We start from the raw sequence: 15,574 nt of genomic DNA, 5'->3' as shown, positions 1-15,574 counted from the left end.
CAGGGTGTCCGGACGTAAAGCGAAGCAGTCCGGACACCCTGCCCCGGAGGACCGCCACCGCACCCCGAAAACGCCCCGCGCAGCGGCAACGCCCGCCGCAGGCGCAACGGCGACAAACCCCCACGGCGGGCCAGCCGAAAACGTGCAAGCCAAGCGCAGCGTCAAGGCGCCAAAACGTCCAGCTCCGCCATCGCCCCCGCCGTGATCTGCCGCGTCAGTTCCTCCGCGCGTGGGGCGTCGCCCGTGCGTACCGCCTCTGCTACCTGGACGTGGAGGGTGACCGCGGCCGGGTCGGGGTCGGTGAACATCACGTGGTGCTGGGTGCGGCCGGTCAGGACGGCGGCGACGACATCGCCGAGGCGGGCGAACATCTCGTTGCCGGAGGCGGTCAGGATCACGCGGTGGAAGGCCGTGTCGTGGACGAGGTAGGCGTCCAGCTGCTGGCCGCGTGAGGTGGCGACCATGCCCATGGCGTGTTCGGTGAGTTCGGCGCACTGGGCGGGCGTGGCGTGCTGGGCGGCGAGCCCGGCGGCGACCGGTTCGACGGCCGAGCGCAGTACGGTCAGCGAGCGCAGCTGGCGGGGGCGGTCACGGCCGGCCAGCCGCCAGCCGATCACCCGCGGGTCGTAGACGTTCCACTCCTCGGTGGGCCGGACGGTCACCCCCACCCGGCGCCGGGAGGCGACCAGCTGCATGGATTCCAGTACCCGGATCGCCTCGCGGATGACCGTGCGCGAGACGTCGAAGCGCTGCTCCAGCTCGTCCGTGCGCAGGATCGTGCCCGGAGGGTAGTCGCCCGCGGTGATCGCGGGTCCGAGGGACTCCAGCACACGGCCGTGCAGCCCCTTCCCCTCGTTTTCCATGGGCCAAGCCTACGTTCCTGCCCGCAACCAATTAAGTATGACGTTTGCGTCACAGGGGCTTGAATACGTCGTACCTAATGGGTTTCAGTGGGGGCGCACGAGGTCAAGGAAGACAGCGAGGAACCCGGGATGAGCACCCCCGATGCCGCTCCCCACGTCATCGTCGTGATGGGCGTGGCCGGTACCGGCAAGACGACCATCGGCCCACTGGTGGCCGCCGAACTGGGCGTTCCCTACGCCGAGGGTGACGACTTCCATCCACCGGCCAACATCGCCAAGATGTCGGCCGGCACCCCGCTGGACGACGACGACCGCTGGCCGTGGCTGGATGCGATCGGTGCCTGGGCGCACGGGCGGGCCGGGCGGGGCGGGGTCGTCAGCAGCTCCGCGCTCAAGCGGGCCTACCGCGACCGGCTGCGGGCCGCCGCTCCCGGAGTCGTCTTTCTGCACCTCACCGGCGACCGCGCGCTGATCGGGGCGCGGATGGCCGAGCGCACCGGCCACTTCATGCCGGCCGCGCTGCTGGACTCGCAGTTCGCCACGCTCGAACCGCTCGGCCCGGACGAGGCGGGCGTCGCCGTGGATGTGTCCGGCACTCCGCGGCAGATCGCCGAGCGGGCGGTGGCCGCACTGCGCGCCGCGGCAGCACCCGCCGGATAGGCCGGGCCCCACCCCGGACGCCGTACCGCAGCACCACCCTCCCCCTCCGTCCAAGCAAGGGAATCGCCGTGACACATCTCAGCGTCGAGATGCTCGCAGCGGACGCGACCGAGCCCATCACCTCGGCCGGTCACGCACAGCTGGGCATCGCCGTCCTGGCCGGCATAGCCGTCATCGTCCTGCTCATCTCCACGTTCAAGCTGCATGCCTTTCTGTCGCTGATCATCGGCTCGCTGGTGCTGGGCGCGGTGGCCGGTGCGCCGCTCGACGCGGCCATCGCCAGCTTCTCCGCCGGGCTGGGCACGACGGTCGCGGGCACGGGCGTACTGATCGCGCTCGGGGCCGTCCTCGGCAAGCTGCTCGCGGACTCGGGCGGCGCCGATCAGATCGTGGACACGATCCTGGCGAAGGCGAGCGGGAAGGCCATGCCGTGGGCGATGGTGCTGATCGCCGGCGTCGTCGGGCTGCCGATCTTCTTCGAGGTCGGGATCGTGCTGCTGATCCCGGTGGTGCTGCTGGTCGCCCGGCGCGGCAACTTCTCGCTGATGCGGATCGGCATCCCGGCGCTGGCCGGACTCTCCGTCATGCACGGGCTGATCCCGCCGCACCCCGGGCCGCTGGCGGCGATCGACGCGGTCGGCGCGAACCTCGGGGTCACCCTCGCGCTCGGTGTGCTCGTCGCCATCCCGACCGCGGTCATCGCCGGGCCGGTCTTCTCCCGTTACGCGGCCCGGTGGGTGGACATCACCCCGCCGGAGAGCCTCGTACCGCAGCGGGCGTCGCAGGACCTGCAGCGGCGTCCCGGCTTCGGGATCACCGTGGCCACCGTGTTGCTGCCCGTCGTGATGATGCTGGCCAAGGCGCTGGTGGACATCGTCGTCGACGATCCCGGGCACACGGTTCAGAGGGTCTTCGACGTCGTCGGCTCGCCGCTGATCGCGCTGCTGACCGCCGTCGTCGTCGCGATGTTCACGCTCGGCCGGGCGGCCGGCTTCACCCGCGGCAACGTCGCCTCGACGGTCGAGAAGTCGCTCGCCCCGATCGCCGGGGTGCTGCTGATCGTCGGCGCGGGCGGCGGCTTCAAGCAGACCCTGGTGGACGCCGGTGTCGGCCGGATGATCCTGGAGATCTCCCAGGGCTGGCACCTGTCCGCCCTGCTGCTGGCCTGGCTGATCGCGGTCGCCATCCGGCTCGCGACCGGCTCCGCGACCGTGGCCACCATCTCCGCCGCCGGGCTGGTCGCCCCGCTCGCCGCGGACCTGAGCACCACTCACGGCGCGCTGCTGGTACTGGCGATCGGCGCCGGCTCGCTCTTCTTCAGCCATGTCAACGACGCCGGCTTCTGGCTGGTCAAGGAGTACTTCGGCATGAACGTCGGCCAGACGCTGAAGACCTGGTCGGTGATGGAGACGCTGATCTCGGTCGTCGGGATCGTCTGCGTACTGCTGCTCTCCCTGGTCCTTTAGGGCCCCGGAACCGCACGGGCGGATCACCGCCCCGGGCGCCCCGCCCCCCTCAGGCGCCCGTCCCCGGCACGAGGCCGTACCCGCGCAATCCTGCGGGTGCGGCCTCGTGCGCGTGCGGGTCAGCCGGCCGGCTGCGGGGCGGTGGCGCCGAAGTACGGGGCCAGGGCGGCGGTCACCCGCGCCGTGGCGTCCTCGGCGGGGGCGGCCAGGGCCAGGTAGCCGTCGGGGCGGATCAGGAACACGGCGGGGGTGGTGCCGTAGGCATCGCCGACATGGCCGTCGGTGTCGATCAGATCGGGCGACGGGCCGCCCACGCGGACGAGGCGCAGCATCTGCGGACCGGCCGGCAGCGCGTCCGCGTCCAGGTCGGTGTCACCCAGGGCGAGCAGGGTGAAGTGCGGCCCCCGGTAGGCGTCGAAGAGCCGGGCGGGCTTGCCGTCGGCGGTGTGGCACGGGGCGTCGGGGGCGCGGTGGCCGGCGCCGAGCGCGCCCTCGGGCAGGTCCGTACGCAGCTCCGTGGTCAGCGGGCTGTCGGGGTAGCCGATGCCGAGCTGGTGCAGGTCCCGGCCGCGGCGCGTCGAACCGGAGCGGTGCAGCCGGGTGCTGGTCTCCAGGATGTCCGCGGCGATCGGGCGGCGCTCGGCCTCGTAGGTGTCGAGGAGGGTGTCGGGGGCGCCGTGCCGCAGCACCTGGCCGAGCTTCCAGCCGAGGTTGTAGGCGTCCTGGACGCTGGTGTTCAGGCCCTGGCCGCCGGCCGGGGAGTGGATGTGCGCGGCGTCGCCGGCCAGGAAGACCCGGCCGCTGCGGAAGGAGTCGGCCATCCCGGCCCTGGGGCGGTAGACGGAGGCCCACACCACCTCGCCGATCTGCTCGGCGGCCAGGTGGGTGTGCCGGGCGAGTGCGGCGCGTACGTACTCGGGCGCGGTGTCGGGCACCTCGGTGAAGGCGGCGGTGAAGGTCTGGAAGTAGTCGGTGCCGGCGAGCGGCAGGGCCATCACGAACCCGTGGTCCGGCAGGGGCCAGCGGTGCCAGTGGTCCCGGTCGAGGCCGTCGATCCGGACGTCGGCGAGCAGCGCCGCGCCCGGCTCCAGCGCCGGGCCGCTCATCGCGGTGCCAAGGGCCCGGCGTACGGTGCTGCGCCCGCCGTCGGCGGCGACGAGGTAGCCGGCGCGCACCGTGCGCACCTCGCCGTCGGCGCCGCGGAGCTGGGCCGTCACCGCGTCCGCGTCCTGGCTGAAGGCGGTGAGTTCGGTGGCGAAGAGCACCTCGCCGTCGAGCTCCCACAGCCGCTCGTGCAGCAGCTCCAGGTTGCGGAACTGGGGCACCAGCAGGGCGTTCGAGTAGGGGACGGAGGGCGTTGGGTCGACCCGCTCCAGCATCTCCCGGACCTCGGCGATCCGGCCGTTCTCCCAGCGGGCCATCTTCGGGTAGCGGCCGCCGGCCGCCCGTATGGCGTCCAGCACACCGAGGTCGTCGTAGACCTCCTGGGTGCGCGGCTGCAGCCCGGTGCCGCGGGCGCCGGGGGAGAGGCGGTCCTGCCGCTCGACGATCAGGGCGCGCACTCCGCGCCGGGCGAGGTCGATACCGAGGGCGATGCCGGTCGGGCCCGCTCCGGCGATGAGCACGTCGACGTCCGTAACACCGGCACGGTCCTTGGCACTGCTGCCCTTAACGCTGTTAAGTTCCATGGCTGCGAGAATGGCCTTAACGGTGTTAAGTTGTCAACATGGTTTCGCGCATCGACCGGAAGCAGGTGGTGGACACCGCCCTGCGGCTGCTGAACGAAGTGGGGCTCGACGGGCTCACGCTGCGCCGGATCGCCAAGGAGCTGAACGTCCAGGCGCCCGCGCTCTACTGGCACTTCAAGAACAAGCAGGAGCTGCTGGACGAGATGGCCACCGAGATGTTCCGGCGGATGACCGCCCCGCTGATCGGGCCGGACGCCGGGCTGGCGGCGATAGGAGACACCTGGCAGGAGGCGCTGCTCGCCACCTGCCGCGCGCTCCGCCGTGACCTGCTCGGTTACCGCGACGGCGGCAAGGTCTTCAGCGGCACGCGGATGACCGACGAGAGCTATGCCCTGCCGCTCGACCACATCATGGGCCGGCTCACACAGGAGGGCATCTCCCTGGGCATGGCGGCGCGGGGCTGGTGGACCGCGTACAACTTCACCATCGGCCTGGTCATCGAGGAGCAGTCCGTCTACCCCGAGCCGGGCCGCCCGGAAACCCGCGAGCCGGAGAGCCGCGACCCCGCCTACGACCTGGACCGCCGCGACCAGCGCCTCGCCGCGAACTACCCGCTCGCGGCGCAGGCCGGCCACGAGATGTTCGGCGACATCGAGCGCAGCTTCGAGGACGGGCTGCGGATCATCGTGGCGGGGATCGAGGCGTTGACAGAGCGGGCCGACTAGGGGCCGCCGGGACGGCGGGGGCCCCTAGGGCGGGGGCGAACAGATCCCGTAGTGGACGCGAACGCCCCCTGCGGGGCCACAACGGTGCGGGCCGGAGCGGTATTCCCCCCGGCAAAGCCCTAAGCCCGCCGGGGATCGATCGTCCGCTTGAGGCGTGGTGTCAGGGGGCGTTCGACGAAGCGGTGCAGTAGCCAGGCCAGGAGCAGCATCAGGGCCACCGTCAGGGTGAGCGTCGCGTACGAGGGGACGCCGAGGGTGTGGTGCAGGGCGCGGACGACGACCCAGCCCAGGTGTTCGTGGACGAGGTAGAAGGGGTACGTGAGCGCGCCGGCCACCGTCAGCCAGCGCCAGTTCGCCCAGCGGAACGCGCCCAGGGCGACGGCCGCGACCAGGGCGAAGCCGAGGGTGACGATGGCGATGATGATGGCTGTTGAGCGGTAGGAGAAGGCGGTGGCCGAGGGGGCGTGCCATAGGCCCGCGACCGCGTAGTGCTGGCCGAGCAGCCAGCTGACCAGGACTATCGCCCAGGCGATCGGATCGCGGGCGCCGTAGCGGTGGAGGAGGTACAGCCCGATGCCGCCGATGAAGAAGGGGGCGTACTCGGGCATCAGGACGGTGTCGAGGAACGGCTCGTGGGCCGCCTGTGCGAGCGCCGCGGCCAGCGTCCAGCCGGCGCAGAAGAGCACGACCCGGCCGCGGGTGGCCCCCGGCAGGACGACGCAGAGCGCGAAGAGGGCGTAGAAGCGCATCTCCGCCCAGAGGGTCCAGCACACGCCCAGGACCCGGTCGACGCCCAGCGGCTGCTGGAGCATGGTCAGATTCGTCAGCACCTCGCTGGGCGGCAGCGCCTTGTAGGCGACCCAGGGGAGCGCGAAGACGGCGGTGACGAGCAGGATCGCGGCCCAGTACGCCGGGTAGAGGCGGGAGACGCGGCCGGCGACGAACGCGCGCAGGGTGCGGCCCCAGCCGCTGAGGCAGATGACGAAGCCGCTGATGACGAAGAAGATCTGGACGCCCAGGCAGCCGTAGGCGAAGTAGGGGGCCGCGGTGGGGAACTGGTGGGCGGGAGAGCCGCCCCAGGCCTGGGCTATCTCGCCGCCGCGTCCCCCGTAGTGGTACGCGGCGACCATCAGGGCGGCGAGCAGCCGCAGCCCGTCGAGTGCGCGCAGCCGCGAAGGTCCTTTGCGGCTGCGCCCGACTATGACGGGCCGGGGCGGGGCGGTGCGGATGTCCGGCGCGGGTGCCCCGGCCGTCAGCTGAGGGGCGGTCATCCGAACGCGGCCCGCTTCTTCAGCCGCCGCTGCACCGCCCGCGCCCGGCGCGCGACCTTGCGGACGGTGGCGTTGCGCGGGATGAACGACAGCTGGGAGGGGATCGCGCCGGGCAGCGCCAGCGCGGTCAGCCGGCGGCGCTTGAAGTAGCGCCGGGTGGACTGGTCGAGATGGGCGGCGAGATAGCGCTCGGCGGCCGGGCGCAGCTGCGGGTAGATCTGGTGCTGCATCGCATAGCCGACCGCGGTGACCAGCCCTTCGACGCTCTCGGCGGTGACCGGGGTGGCCGGGCGCTCGCTGCGGTCGCCGAGGTCGGGCACCAGGGCGTCCACGATCGTGACCGGGATGCGATTGCTGTTCTGATACGGCGTCAGCCGCTCCAGCAGCAGGCCGGTGCCGGTGCGGGCGGTGGCCAGGCCGTAGAAGGTGGCCGCGGTCAGCAGTGCGGTGGAGAAGCAGCCGACGACCAGTGCCGGGCGCATGCGCTGATAGAGCACCTCGGCCAGGACCGGGCTGTCCAGCACGGTCAGCGCGATGTCCAGCTTCTCGGCCTCCCGCTCCAGCAGCTGCGACCAGCGGGCCGGCGCGGACGGGTGCGGTTTGAAGACGATCTCGCGGTGCCCGCGCTCGGCGGCGCCGCGCACCATCCGCACATGCAGCCCCTCTTCCTCCTCGGGCGTGAGGATGCCGAGCGCGGAGAGGTACTGGCCCAGGAGCAGCGCGGCGCCCTCGGGCACGTCCAACTCGCCGCTCGCGTCGGAGAGTTCGGTGAGCACCTTGGTGAAGGCGTCGGTCGGCACGGTCTGCGCCCCGACGCCGAACTCGGTCAGCAGCAGCGGCGCCAGGCCCGGCACCAGGTCCAGGTGGAGCAGCCGGCCGATACGGGTGCCGATCAGCGGATCGAGCTTGTTGCGGGTGGGGCCGTAGCTCATCAGGCCGTCGGCGTAGACGTCGATCGGCGCGTCGGGGAAGAGCTGGGCGATCGCGAGGGCCGGATTGACCTGGATGGACTCGAGGACCAGGTGGATGTGGTCGTCGCCGAGGCCCCACAGGAGGCGCAGGTGGCGCTCCCACAGGGGGGCGTCGTCCGGGCGCGGGGACCAGCCGCCGGGGTGGAACGGGCTGATCGTCTCGTTCCAGGACAGTACGCGGTCGAAGCGGCCGCGCAGCCGGTCGAAGCCGGGCATGGTGTCCAGCGACGCGGTGGTCTCCGGGGTCGTGGCGTTGTTGCTGAGCAGCAGCAGCCGCCGGTCGGCCGGTGCGAAGCAGTCGGCGTCCAGCGCGGCGGCGAGCGTCGCCGCGCCGTAGAGCGTGGACGCCACGAAGATCTGGGTGCGGGGTCGGGCGGGCATCAGGCGACGACCTCCGCCATGGGGGTACCGCCCTGGTCGAGCGAAGTCGAGACCTTGGGGGAGGGGCGGCGGCGCAGCCGCCGCAGCCGGGACGCGCGCTGCACATCCATCGAATCGAGGGCTTCCTTCAGTACGTCCTGCGGCATGCGTTTCATCGCCGCGGCGCTCATCGAGCGCAATTTACGGGCGACCTGCGGTTCGAATCGTTCGATCGAACCGAGATGGTGGGAAATGATCGCGCAGTATGTGCGCACCGCTTTCGGCAGCAGCACATCCGCATCGCGATCTTTCGCGGTCTCCTCGATCACCTGGTCGAATGCGCGAATGAAATCCAGCTGCCGTACGTCGCCGATCTGGGTGAGCGAGGACGCCACACCGCGCCGGTAGAAAACGCCGAGCAGTCCGACCACCGCCATGGACTTCGCCTCGCGGTGCAGCCGCCAGATCCACGGACGGTCCTCCGCGGTGCGCAGCCCGTCCCGGAAGTGCAGCACTCCGTCGTCCAGCAGCCGGCGGTGGTACATCCCGGCCCAGGCGAAGGCGTAGTCCACGGAGGTGGAGCGGTCGGCGGGCAGGATCACGTCGCGCGGGTTCATCACCACCCCGCGCCGGCCGTGCGGTACGCGGTGCACGGTGCGGGCCCGCGCGGTGCACTGGACATGGTCGGTGCGGACGAAGTCGCACCCCAACTCCTCTATTACGGACAGGAGTTCGGCGAAGTAGCCGGGGGCGAGCCAGTCGTCGCCGTCCAGGAAGGCGAGGTACTCGCCGCGGGCCGCGTCCAGGCCGGTGTTGCGGGCGGTGGCCAGGCCGCCGTTGCGTTCGTGCCGCAGCACTCTGGCGCCCGGGAGCTCGCGTTCGGCGCGCGCGAGGATCTGCGGGGTCTCGTCGCGCGAGCAGTCGTCGACGAGCAGGAATTCAAAGTCCTCGCGGGCGTTCGCCGCCAGGCTTTTCAGGGTGTCGGGCGCATATGTCTGCACGTTGTAGAACGGCACGATGACGGAGAGCTTAACCACCCGGGTGACGTTAGGTGCGGAGCCGGCATTCGTCTTTACGCGGTGCGGGCAGCGAGGTGAACGAAGAATGGCGGGATGGTTAACCAGGCCGGTTATCGGGCCGGTTCGCCATTCGTCGACCCGCTGTTAACCCTTTGTTGCGGCCCAGTTGGCCCGCCAAACGGAATGCCTTCCTAGCGTCTTCGACGTGCCATCACGTACCGCTTCTTCGCCGCGGGTCGCCGTCCTCGCCGACTCGGATACCCGGTGGAAATGGGGCGCTTTGACAGCGTACCGGATCCAACCGGACATCCGGCTCGACGGATATCTGCTCCGCGGCCGCGCCACTCCCACGGTCCGCCAGCTCGACGAGGTCGGCGCCCGTGCGGAATCCCTGCGCGAAATCAGGGCCGTGGACTTCGTGCGCTCCATCGACCGTACGCGCTACGACGTGGTCGTGCTGGCCTGCGTCGGCGGTGCGGTGCAGGCGATGCTGCACGGACTGGCCCGCGCCTGGCAGACCGGGACGGCCGCGGGCGGCCGCCGCCCCGTCGTCGTCACCGGCTATGTCGGCGTCGTCTACGAGAAGCTGGCGGACGGGCTGCTGCTGCGGCACGGCGCCGATGTGGTGCTCGCCAACTCCCGGCACGACGCGGACCGGTTCCGCGCCGTCTACCGGGGGGTCGGCGCCGACGACTCCAGCGTCGTCGAGTGCGCGCTGCCGTTCCTCGGCGGCGCGGCCTACACCGGCCAACACCGGCCCCGCACCGTGGTGTTCGCCGCCCAGCCCTCGGTCCCGGAGAGCCGTGCGGACCGTACGTACCTGCTGCGCCGGGCGGTTGAGCACGCCCGCAAGCACCCCGACCGCGAGGTGCTGATCAAGCTCCGCAGCAAGCCGGGCGAGCACACCACCCACATCGAGGAGCTTCCCTACCAGAAGCTCGCCGCCAGGGCGCCCGGCGGGCTGCCCGCCAACTGCCGCCTGGTGTACGGGAACATGGGCGAGGTACTGGACCGCACGGACCTGCTGGTGACGGTCAGCTCGACGGCCGCACTGGAGTCGCTGCACCGCGGCATCCCCACCGCCGTCCTCACCGACCTCGGCGTCCGCGAGGTCCTCGGCAACCACCACTTCCTCGGCTCCGGCTGCCTGGCCTCCTGGGACGAGCTGGACGCCGGACACCTCCCGCAGCCCGACAAGGACTGGCTGACCCGGCAGGGCGTCGCCGCCGACGGGGAGTACGAGAAGGCCTTCGACGCCGCCCGCGCCCGGGTCACCGAGCTGCGCGAGGCCGACCGCCTCCCGCCGGTCACCCCCTACTACACACCCCGCACCGCCCCCGGCTACCTCCCCGGCATCCTCGCCCGGCACGGCCTGGACCCGCACGGCGAGCCGCTCGCCGGCTACGCCGAGGCCCCGCAGGAGACCGGCGGCCTGCGCCGGGTCGCCCGCGAGACGGTCCGCGAGGCCGCCCGCGGCGCCTACCGCCACGGCGTCCAGCGCGTCGCGCCCGCCATCCGCCGCTGGGGGCAGCTGTGACCGCCCGCCCGTCGCCCACCACCACCCTGCATGGGCCGCTGCGCGGCGCACCTCTCGATGCCCCCCGCCCGACGACCAAGGAGCCCGCAATGCCACCCACCGTTGTGGCCGTCATCCCCGCCCGCGGCGGATCCAAGGGCGTGCCCGCCAAGAACCTCGCCGCCGTCGGGGGCGTACCCCTGGTCGCCCGCGCGGTCCGCGAGTGCCGCGCCGCCCGCCTGGTGACCGACGTCGTGGTCTCCACCGACGACGCCGGGATCGCGGCCGCCGCCCGCGGCGCCGGAGCGGTCGTCATACGCCGTCCCGGCGACATCGCGGGCGACACCGCCACCAGCGAGGCCGCGGTGCTGCACGCCATGGACGCCTACGAGGCCGAGCAGGGCACCCGGGTCGACGCGGTGCTGCTGGTCCAGTGCACCAGCCCGTTCCTCGTCCGCGAGGACATCGACGGGGTCGCCGCCGCGGTCGTCGAGGACGGCGCCGACAGCGCGCTGACCGTCGCGCCGTTCCACGGCTTCGTCTGGCGCGACGCCGAGGCGGCGGTCACCGGCACGGCCGGCGCCACCGACGGCGGGCACGGCGTCAACCACGACAAGTCCTTCCGGCCCCGCCGCCAGGACCGCCCCCAGGACCTGCTGGAGACCGGCGCCGCCTACGCCATGGACGCGGCCGGCTTCCGCACCAGCGGCCACCGCTTCTTCGGCCGTACGGAGCTGGTGCGCACCGACCCGGCCCGGGTGCTGGAGATCGACGATCCGCACGATCTCGCCCGCGCCCGCGCCCTCGCGCCGCTGCTGGACGCCCCGCGGCCCGGCGCCCTGCCCACCCGCGACGACATCGACGCGGTGGTTCTCGACTTCGACGGCACCCAGACCGACGACCGGGTGCTGATCGACGCCGACGGACGGGAGATCGTCGCGGTGCACCGCGGCGACGGCCTCGGCATCGCCGCCCTGCGCAGGGCGGAGCTGAAGCTGCTGATCCTGTCCACGGAGACCAACCCGGTCGTCGCCGCACGGGCCCGCAAGCTGAAGGTGCCCGTCCTGCACGGCATCGACCGCAAGGACCTCGCCCTCAAGCAGTGGTGCGAGGAAGCGGGCATCGCTCCCGAGCGCGTGCTCTACGTCGGCAACGACGTCAACGACCTGCCGTGCTTCGACCTCGTCGGCTGGCCCGTGGCCGTGGCCGGGGCGCACGACGTGGTGCGCGGCGCGGCCCGCGCGGTCACCGCCACACCCGGCGGCAGCGGCGCGATCCGCGAGATCGCCGCCTGGCTGCTGGGCCCCTCCCTCTGACCCGACCCCCTCAGACCCCACCCCGCACACCCCTTATCCACACGAAGGAATCTCCCCATGAGCAGCAACTCCCGCATCCGCAACCTCGGCAACCGCGAGGCCGGCCCCGGCCGCCCCGTCTACGTCACCGGCGAGATCGGCATCAACCACAACGGTGACCTGGAGAACGCCTTCGCGCTGATCGACGCCGCCGCCGACGCCGGCTGCGACGCGGTGAAGTTCCAGAAGCGGACCCCGGAGATCTGCACCCCGCGCGACCAGTGGGACATCGAGCGCGACACCCCCTGGGGCCGGATGACCTACATCGACTACCGCCACCGCGTGGAGTTCGACGAGGACGGCTACCGCGCCATCGACGAGTACTGCAAGAAGCGCGGCATCGCCTGGTTCGCCTCCCCCTGGGACGTCGAGTCCGTCGCCTTCCTGGAGAAGTTCGACGTGCCCTGCTACAAGGTCGCCTCGGCCTCCCTCACCGACGACGAGCTGCTGCGCGCCATGCGCGCCACCGGCCGCACCGTCATCCTCTCGACCGGTATGTCCACCCCGAAGCAGATCCGGCACGCCGTCGAGGTCCTGGGCAGCGACAACATCCTGCTCTGCCACGCCACCAGCACCTACCCGGCCAAGGCCGAGGAGCTCAACCTGCGCATGATCAACACCCTGCAGGAGGAGTACCCCAACGTCCCGATCGGCTACAGCGGCCACGAGACCGGCCTGCAGACCACCCTCGCCGCGGTCGCCCTCGGCGCCACCTTCATCGAGCGCCACATCACCCTCGACCGCGCCATGTGGGGCTCCGACCAGGCCGCCTCCGTCGAGCCCGGCGGCCTGTCCCGCCTGGTCCGCGACATCCGCACCATCGAGGAGTCCCTCGGCGACGGCGTCAAGAAGGTCTACGAGAGCGAGCTCGGCCCGATGAAGAAGCTGCGCCGGGTCGCCGGTGTGGTCGCCGAGACGGAGGCCGCCGAGGCCACCGCCGAGCCGGCCGCCGTCTGACCCCTCGCCCGACGAGCCACGACGGGAGCCATGGTGAGCTCACCCGAAGGGACCCGCGCCGCGCCCGTCACGCCCGGCGCCGGGATCCCGCCCCAGGAGACGACGGGTACTCCCGCCCGCCGTCTCCTGGGGGTGCCGCGGCAGCGCAACCGCACCGCACCCGCCGGCGGCGGACCGCGCGAGGCCGCCCCGCACTCCGGGACCCTCGCCTTCGTCGAGAGCCCCGTACAGCTGCTGAACGTCCTGGAATGGGCGCACGCGGAGGGGGCCGGGAGCGCCGCCCCGGCCGAGGGCGTCACGGACGCCACGGGCGCCACGGGCGTCACAGTGGTCGTGCTCTCCCCGCACGACCCGATGACCCGCGGCCAGCTGCGCCGGATGGCCGAACTCGCCCGCGACGAAGGCCATACGGTGCGCTGGGAGGAGGCCCGCGGCGGCCCGACCGCCCCGATGCGCACCATCGGCGGGCTCACCCCGCTGCTGCGCCGCGCCCGCCGCATCGTCATCGGCGACCCGTTCTCCCGCTATGTGCAGCTGCTGCTCACCCTCACCAGGGCGCGCGACCTGGTCGTGGTCGACGACGGCACCGCCACCATGGAGTTCATCTCCCAACTCGCCCGCGGGGAGCGGCTGGTGCGCTGGCACCGGCACGGCAGCGGGCGCGGAGTGCGGGACCTGGTCTTCGCGCCGTTCTCGGCCACCGCGCGCCGCCGGCTCACCCCGGCACCGGAGGGCGGCCGGCGCACCGTCGGCCTGTTCAGCTCGATGCCGGTCGAGGTCCCGCCCGGTGTCCGCGTCACCACCAACGAGTTCGCCTGGACCCGGGCGCGCTTCGGCCCGCCCCGGGTCATGGGCGCCGCCGACATCGTCGGCACCTCACTGGTCGAGACCGGCGTCGTGGACGGCGACCGCTATCTGGAGGCCGTCGGCGCACTCGCCCGCCGGCACGGCGCCACCCGCTACTTCGCGCACCGCCGCGAGAGCACCGAGAAGCTGCGCCGGCTGGCCGGCGAGACCGGCCTGGAGGTCGTACGGCCCGACCTGCCGCTCGAACTGATCGCCCGGCGCGGCCCCGTCGGACGGCTGATCGTCAGCTTCCCCTCCACCGTCGTGCACACCCTGCCGCTGGCGCTGGCGGGTACGCAGGTGAAGGTCGCGGTCTGTGACATCGATCCGCAGTGGCTGACGGCCAACGCCTCACCGCGCGCACAGGGCTTTCTCGACGGCGTCACCGGGACCGCCCGTGACGTGCAACGACTGCCCTTCACCCAGCGGATGGCCGCCGGTTGACCGGCGCGCGAAGCCGAAGTTCATACCCCTCTCATAAACCGTCCATGCGCCGAGCGGGCTAGATTTTCTTCCCCTAAGGGGCTGAACTTTTGTTGATCGAGGGACAGTTGCCCCATCCGGGCCCGTAACCTTCAACGGGTGAACCAACTGATGTCCCGCGAAACCGACGACGCCGACGCCCCTGCCGACACCGCCGGAGGGGCCTCGCTCCCCGGCGCCCTGCCGGAGGCACTCGGCGCCGAACTCATCGCCTTCCGCCGCGACTTGCACCGGCACCCCGAGCTCGGCAACCAGGAGTTCCGGACCACCGCGGCGATCAAGGAACGCCTGGAGCGGGCCGGGCTGCACCCCCGCGTCCTCGCCACCGGCACGGGCCTGATGTGTGACATCGGTACGGACACCGGCGGCGACGTCCCGCTGCTCGCCCTGCGCGCGGACCTCGACGCCCTGCCCATCCCGGACACCAAGACCGTCGACTACGCCTCCTCGGTCCCCGGCCGTGCGCACGCCTGCGGCCACGACGTCCACACCACCGTCGTCCTCGGCGCCGGCCTGGTCCTGGCCGAGCTGGCCCGGGCCGGCGCCCTGCCCCGCCCGGTGCGGCTGCTCTTCCAGCCCGCGGAGGAGGTGCTGCCGGGCGGCGCCGCCGACGCGATCGAGTCCGGTGTGCTGGAGGGCGTCGGCCGGATCCTCGCGGTGCACTGCGACCCGCGCGTCGACGCCGGCCGGCTCGGGCTGCGCACGGGACCGATCACCTCGGCCTGCGACCGGCTGGAGGTCTCCCTGGACGGGCCCGGCGGCCACACCGCCCGCCCGCACCTGACCACCGACATGGTCACCGCCGCCGCCCGGGTCGCCCTCGACGTGCCGGCGCTGATCGCCCGCCGGGTCGACGCCCGCGCCGGGCTCGCCATCACCTGGGGCCGGCTGGCGTCCGGACACGCCTGCAATGTGATCCCGCAGCACGCCGAGCTGTCCGGCACGGTCCGGTGCCTCGATCTCGGCGCCTGGCGCCAGGCCCCGGACATGGTCCACGCCGCCATCGACGAGGTCGCCGCCCTGCACGGCGCGAAGTCGCAGATCAACTACGTCCGCGGGGTGCCGCCGGTGGTCAACGAGGCGGACAGCGCCCAGCTGCTGCAGGACGCCATGGCCGCCCGGCGCGGCATCCACAGCGTCGAGGACACCGAGCAGTCCCTGGGCGGCGAGGACTTCTCCTGGTACCTGGAGCACGTCCCCGGCGCCATGGCCCGCCTCGGCGTCCGGCCGCCCGGCGAGCTCAGCCGGCACGATCTCCACCGCGGCGACTTCGACGTCGACGAGCGGGCCATCCGGGTGGGCGTGGAGCTCTTCACAGCCGCCGCGCTGCTCGACACGCCCTAGGACAAGCCCTCACAAGGCCCCGGATACCGGCCGCCGCCGTCCCCGCGGTG

Annotated in this window: 13 protein-coding genes; 8 read left to right on the top strand and 5 right to left on the bottom strand. The window is 72.5% G+C overall.

All coding sequences use genetic code 11. The annotated features are described in order from the left end of the window. Positions 1–161: 161 nt before the first annotated feature. Positions 162–863 (bottom strand): FadR/GntR family transcriptional regulator, encoded by a 702-nt coding sequence (locus ACWD6P_RS12100; RefSeq protein ID WP_451443939.1) that lies wholly within the window; start codon positions 861–863, stop codon positions 162–164. A gap of 129 nt (positions 864–992) precedes the next feature. Here ACWD6P_RS12100 and ACWD6P_RS12095 point away from each other — a divergent pair, with 129 nt between their 5' ends. Together ACWD6P_RS12095 and ACWD6P_RS12090 are read left to right on the top strand one after the other, a co-directional pair. Next, positions 993–1,523: a gluconokinase gene (locus ACWD6P_RS12095; RefSeq protein ID WP_451443938.1), complete on the top strand. Its 531-nt coding sequence runs from the start codon at positions 993–995 to the stop codon at positions 1,521–1,523. Positions 1,524–1,591: 68 nt separating this feature from the next. After that, positions 1,592–2,989, top strand: coding sequence for a GntT/GntP/DsdX family permease (locus ACWD6P_RS12090; protein ID WP_451443937.1), 1,398 nt, complete (start codon positions 1,592–1,594; stop codon positions 2,987–2,989). Between the two features lie 119 nt (positions 2,990–3,108). Here the strand turns inward: ACWD6P_RS12090 and ACWD6P_RS12085 are convergent, their stop codons facing one another. Then, on the bottom strand, positions 3,109–4,677 hold the full coding sequence (locus tag ACWD6P_RS12085) for an FAD-dependent monooxygenase (RefSeq protein ID WP_451443936.1): 1,569 nt from the start codon (positions 4,675–4,677) through the stop codon (positions 3,109–3,111). A gap of 38 nt (positions 4,678–4,715) precedes the next feature. Here ACWD6P_RS12085 and ACWD6P_RS12080 point away from each other — a divergent pair, with 38 nt between their 5' ends. Further along, positions 4,716–5,402, top strand: coding sequence for a TetR/AcrR family transcriptional regulator C-terminal domain-containing protein (locus ACWD6P_RS12080; RefSeq protein ID WP_451443935.1), 687 nt, complete (start codon positions 4,716–4,718; stop codon positions 5,400–5,402). A 119-nt stretch (positions 5,403–5,521) separates the two neighbouring features. Here the strand turns inward: ACWD6P_RS12080 and ACWD6P_RS12075 are convergent, their stop codons facing one another. Genes ACWD6P_RS12075 through ACWD6P_RS12065 form a run of 3 tightly spaced genes read right to left on the bottom strand, consistent with a single transcriptional unit; the run spans position 5,522 to position 9,041 of the window. Beyond that, positions 5,522–6,673, bottom strand: coding sequence for an acyltransferase family protein (locus ACWD6P_RS12075; RefSeq protein ID WP_451443934.1), 1,152 nt, complete (start codon positions 6,671–6,673; stop codon positions 5,522–5,524). Then, entirely contained in the window at positions 6,670–8,025 is a 1,356-nt protein-coding gene (locus tag ACWD6P_RS12070) for an alpha-2,8-polysialyltransferase family protein (RefSeq protein ID WP_451443933.1), read from the bottom strand. The genes ACWD6P_RS12075 and ACWD6P_RS12070 overlap by 4 nt, the downstream gene beginning before the upstream one ends. Beyond that, positions 8,025–9,041, bottom strand: a complete 1,017-nt coding sequence (locus tag ACWD6P_RS12065; protein ID WP_451443932.1) for a glycosyltransferase family 2 protein — start codon at positions 9,039–9,041, stop codon at positions 8,025–8,027. Before ACWD6P_RS12065 ends, ACWD6P_RS12070 begins: the two co-directional genes overlap by 1 nt. A gap of 187 nt (positions 9,042–9,228) precedes the next feature. Between ACWD6P_RS12065 and ACWD6P_RS12060 the strand changes: the two genes are divergently transcribed. From ACWD6P_RS12060 to ACWD6P_RS12040, 5 genes are all read left to right on the top strand, one after another. Further along, on the top strand, positions 9,229–10,560 hold the full coding sequence (locus tag ACWD6P_RS12060) for a DUF6716 putative glycosyltransferase (RefSeq protein ID WP_451443931.1): 1,332 nt from the start codon (positions 9,229–9,231) through the stop codon (positions 10,558–10,560). A gap of 89 nt (positions 10,561–10,649) precedes the next feature. Beyond that, entirely contained in the window at positions 10,650–11,855 is a 1,206-nt protein-coding gene (locus tag ACWD6P_RS12055) for a cytidylyltransferase domain-containing protein (RefSeq protein ID WP_451443930.1), read from the top strand. Between the two features lie 57 nt (positions 11,856–11,912). After that, positions 11,913–12,851, top strand: coding sequence for an N-acetylneuraminate synthase family protein (locus ACWD6P_RS12050; protein ID WP_451443929.1), 939 nt, complete (start codon positions 11,913–11,915; stop codon positions 12,849–12,851). A gap of 30 nt (positions 12,852–12,881) precedes the next feature. After that, entirely contained in the window at positions 12,882–14,141 is a 1,260-nt protein-coding gene (locus ACWD6P_RS12045; protein WP_451443928.1) for a hypothetical protein, read from the top strand. A gap of 150 nt (positions 14,142–14,291) precedes the next feature. Then, complete coding sequence (locus ACWD6P_RS12040) at positions 14,292–15,524, top strand: amidohydrolase (protein WP_451443946.1); 1,233 nt, start codon at positions 14,292–14,294, stop codon at positions 15,522–15,524. Positions 15,525–15,574: the final 50 nt, after the last annotated feature.

It is taken from the genome of Streptomyces sp. NPDC002446 (assembly GCF_053595675.1).
This window is presented reverse-complemented; position numbering and strand designations above follow the sequence as displayed.